Source organism: Nonomuraea lactucae, assembly GCF_003313395.1.
In the GTDB taxonomy this organism is placed as follows: Bacteria; Actinomycetota; Actinomycetes; order Streptosporangiales; family Streptosporangiaceae; genus Nonomuraea; species Nonomuraea lactucae.
This window is the reverse complement of the sequence record NZ_QNFZ01000188.1, coordinates 1-3839: the sequence shown is the minus strand read 5'-3', so window position 1 is coordinate 3839 and position 3839 is coordinate 1. Positions and strand designations below refer to the sequence as shown.

5 protein-coding genes are annotated in these 3839 nt (G+C 74.6%); 1 reads left to right on the top strand and 4 read right to left on the bottom strand.

Going from position 1 to position 3839, the window contains the following annotated elements:
* On the top strand, positions 1-291 hold a 291-nt coding region (locus DQW85_RS12070; RefSeq protein WP_162794920.1), incomplete at its 5' end, for a CHAT domain-containing protein.
* Here the strand turns inward: DQW85_RS12070 and DQW85_RS12065 are convergent.
* From DQW85_RS12065 to DQW85_RS12050, 4 genes are all read right to left on the bottom strand, one after another.
* Positions 264-1076 (bottom strand): sulfurtransferase, encoded by an 813-nt coding sequence (locus DQW85_RS12065; RefSeq protein WP_113700419.1) that lies wholly within the window; start codon positions 1074-1076, stop codon positions 264-266. The two genes, DQW85_RS12070 and DQW85_RS12065, sit on opposite strands and share 28 nt — an antisense overlap.
* A gap of 49 nt (positions 1077-1125) precedes the next feature.
* Positions 1126-2253 (bottom strand): alkaline phosphatase family protein, encoded by a 1128-nt coding sequence (locus DQW85_RS12060; RefSeq protein WP_113700418.1) that lies wholly within the window; start codon positions 2251-2253, stop codon positions 1126-1128.
* 120 nt (positions 2254-2373) lie between these two features.
* Positions 2374-2964, bottom strand: coding sequence for a DUF5998 family protein (locus DQW85_RS12055; RefSeq protein ID WP_113700417.1), 591 nt, complete (start codon positions 2962-2964; stop codon positions 2374-2376).
* 109 nt (positions 2965-3073) lie between these two features.
* Positions 3074-3839: acetate--CoA ligase family protein (locus DQW85_RS12050; RefSeq protein ID WP_205315058.1), on the bottom strand; the 766-nt coding region annotated here is incomplete at its 5' end.

Sequence of the window (3839 nt, the reverse complement as noted above, 5' to 3'; positions counted from 1 at the left end):
GGCCTCGTGGTGCTGTCGGCGTGCGACTCCGGCATGGCGCGCACCCCGGCCGACGGGGCGCCGCTCGGGCTGGCCGGGACGTTCCTCGCGCGGGGCGCCGCCTGCGTGGTCGCGGGGCTGGTGCCGGTGCGGGACGAGGACGCGCTGGCCGTGATGACGTTGTTCCACGAGCTGATCGCCACCGGTCAGTCCCCCGCCTCGGCTCTGGCGGCGGCGTCGGCCAAGACGGGGGTGGTGGGGTTCGCCTGTTTCGGGGCGGGCGATCAGCCGGTCGCGACCGGCCTGGATTGATCCGCCACCCAGTGGGACCACGAGCCCACGTACAGCGCGGCCGGTAGCCCCGCGAGCCCCATGGCCAGCACCTCGTGCGCGGCGGTCACCCCCGAACCGCAGTAGGCCCCCGCCGGCACGCCCTCGCGCACGCCGAGAGCGGCGAAGCGCTCCCGCAGCTCCTCCGAGGGCAGGAACCTGCCGTCGGGGCCGACGTTCCCGGTGGTGGGGGCGCTGACCGCGCCGGGGATGTGCCCCGCCACGGGGTCGACCGGCTCGACCTCACCCCGATAGCGTTCGGCGGCCCGGGCGTCGAGCAGCACCCCGTCGGCGGCGAGCGTCGCCGCCTCCTCGGCCGTCAGCACCGGCATCCCGCCCGGCCTGGCGGTGAAGTCACCCGGCTCCACCTCGGGGAACTCCTTGTCCGTCGGCAGGCCCGCGCCGGTCCAGGCCGGGAAGCCGCCGTCGAGCACCCGCACGTCCTGGTGACCGAAGTAGCGCAGCGTCCACCAGGCGCGGGCGGCGACGGTCGAGCCCGCGTCGTCGTACACGACCACGGTCCGCCCGTCTCGCACGCCGAGCCGCCGCATGGCGCTCTCGAAACCCGCCGCGGAAGGGAGCGGGTGCCGTCCGTCGGCGCCCGCCGGCCCGGCCAGGTCGGCGTCCACGTCGCAGAAGACGGCTCCCGGCAGGTGCCCCTCCCGGTAGAGCTCGACGCCGGGCGGCCCGCCGAGCCGCCACCGCACGTCGAGCACGGTGACGCCGGCGAGCGCGGCGAGGTCTTCGGGACTGATCAGCGGGCTCATTAGATCTCCTCCAACTGGCTGGTCAACTGGCTTTTCCAACTGAAACGGGTCAGCGCGTGCTCACCTCGAGCAGCGGCACGTACTGCTCGGCGGCGGTCATCGAGCCGTGGTAGCCGATGAACGCCGCCTCGATCTTGTGAACGCTCGGGGCGATGATGGCGAGGTCGGCGTACGGCACGGCCAGCACATCGCCGATGCGCGGCAGCCACTCGGCCCGCACGCCCGGCCCGAACCAGCCCGACTCGACGGCCTCCTGCCTGGACGCCACCCACGCGCGGCCCGCGAGCGTCTCGCGCCAGGCGTCGAGCACCTCGCCCGCGGCGCCCACCTCGGTGTAGACGTGCCGCGCTCTGGCCTCGCCGCCCAGCATGGCCACGCCGCGCTTCAGCGCGGGCTCGCTCTCGGCGTCGAGCTTCGTGGTGACGTTGACCATGCCGTGGTCGGCGGTGACGTAGAGGGCGGCGCCGGCGGGCAGCGCCTCGGCCAGCCGCTCGGCCATCCGGTCGACGATCGCGAGCTGCCGCAGCCACTCCTCGCTGCCCCACCCCGTGCGGTGGCCGGTCGAGTCGAGGTCGCCATAGTAGACGGTCACGTACGCGGGCGAGTCCGCCATCGCCTGCCGTACGGCTGCGACGCGGTCGTCGACGCTTTCGGCGGCCAGGTAGCGAACGCCCCGGTAGACGGCCTCGGTCAGCCCGGTGCCCTCGAACTCGCCGGGGGCCACGTAGCTCGCGGCGACGCCCGCCGCGCGTGCCCGCTGGAAGACGGTGGCGGCGGGCTGCCACCGGTCGGGATCCATGACCATGCCGTCGGGCAGCTTCCACCTCAGGCAGTTGAACAGGTGGCCGGTGCCTGGGACGGCCAGCATCAGACCCAGCATCCCGTGCTCGCCCGGCGGGACTCCGGTGCCCAGCGAGCACAGGCTGGTGACGGTGGTGGCGGGGAACCCGGCCGTGAGCGTCCTGCCCGCGGCGGCGGAGAGGAAGGGGGCGATGCCCGCGTGAGCGCGCAGCAGCTCGGCTCCGAGGCCGTCGACGAGGAACAGGCAGATGCGCCTGGCGGGCTCGATGCCGAGCGTGTTGGGCTCGTCGAGTCCGAGGGCGGCAAGGAGCGAGCGGGGCAGGTCAGCCAGCGACGCTCCGCCGTAGGCGGGGATGAGGGGCGCGTTGTGCACCATCCCCCGAGCTTATCGACCGACGCACGCGCGGGACGGGTGTCATGCGGAGGGCGGCTCACGCGGGCGAGGCGACGCGGGCGCGGAAGGCCAAACGGCGGGAGGCCAGGACGGGGCGGGAGGCTAGGACGGGGCGCGGGCCGTGGCCTCCGACAGGGACTTGGCGAAGGCGAGCACGTGGCCGACCGCCTCCGCACCGTCGGCCGCCTCGCTGACGCGGAGCGAGAGGTCGTCGGCCGTGATGGCGCCGGTGTAGCCGTGGTCGGCCTCGCAGTTGTCGTCGCCGCAGGTGGCCGGCTCCAGATCGATGTGCGAGATGGCGCCCCAGCCGATCGTGAGTGTGACCTCTGTGGGCGGCGAGCCCGGCGCGTACGAGGCGGGGTCGGGGACGACGCGGGTGACCGCGACCGACTGGACGCGGCTGAGGCGGACGGCCTCGGTGGTGGTCGAGGCGTGTGAGGTGGAGACGCCCTCGACGGCCGGGTGCTCGTCGGTGTGGCAGACCAGCAGCCTCGAGCCCGTCAGCACCAGGACGGTGACATGCCTGCGCACCTCCATGGCGGGATCGAAGGTGGCCTCGTGGTGGACCACGAACGCGGTCACGGCCTCCTTGCCCAGCGCGGATTCGACCGCATCGGTGACGAGGTCGGGATAGTAGCCGCTGCGCTCGATCGCTTCGCGCAGGCCCGCGGCTGAGACTCGGGTTTCCCTCATGGGTCCATCCTGCCAGGACCGCGCTGCGCCCTCACCCACCACGCATAACGCTCTATAACGGTCTTCGCGGTGCTCCAATCGCCCGTACGGAGCGCCGGCAAGCTCCCGCTCAGGCCAGCCTGCGGGGCCCCGCGTCCAGCCGTGGGCCGGGAGGGGTGCGCAGGCCGGCCCGGGCGTCGAGGACGACGACCTCCGACTCGCCCACCAGGACCGGGTCCAGGTCGAGCCAGGCCACCTCGGGCAGATCCCCGGCCAGGCGGCCCACCCGTACCAGGAGGTCCTCCAGGACGGCGACGGCGACGGGCGGGTAGCCGTACTCGCCGAACAGGAGCGGCGCGGCGCGTACCGACCGCACCAGCGCGGCGGCGTCCTCGCGGGTGAGCGGCGCCAGCCGGTACGCCTGGTCGAGCAGCAGGCGCGCCGTCACCTCGCCCAGCCCGAACGACACGACGGGCCCGAACCCCGGGTCGTCGGCGACGCCCACGACGGTGGGCACGGCCGGCTGGGGCGCCATGCGCTGCACGGCCAGCTCGGCGTCCTCGCCGAGCTGGGCGGCAAAGTCGGCGTAGGCGTGCCGCACCATGTCGGCCCCGGCCAGACCGACCCGCACGGTGCCGGCGCGGCGCGCGGCGTCGGGGCCGGTGACCTTGAGCACCACCGGCCAGCCGAGCCGCTCGGCCGCCTCGGCCGCCTCCTCGGGGGAGTGGACGACCTCGGCGGGCCACACGCTCAGCCCGTAGCAGGACAGCAGCTCGGTGGCGTCCACCTCGACGGCCGGGCCCGGCTCGGCGAGGGGCACGGGCTCCTCGGCGCGGTCGTCGCGGGGCTCAGGTGCGAGCGCCCGCTGGACCAGGTCGCGGGCGCGTTCGGGGTCG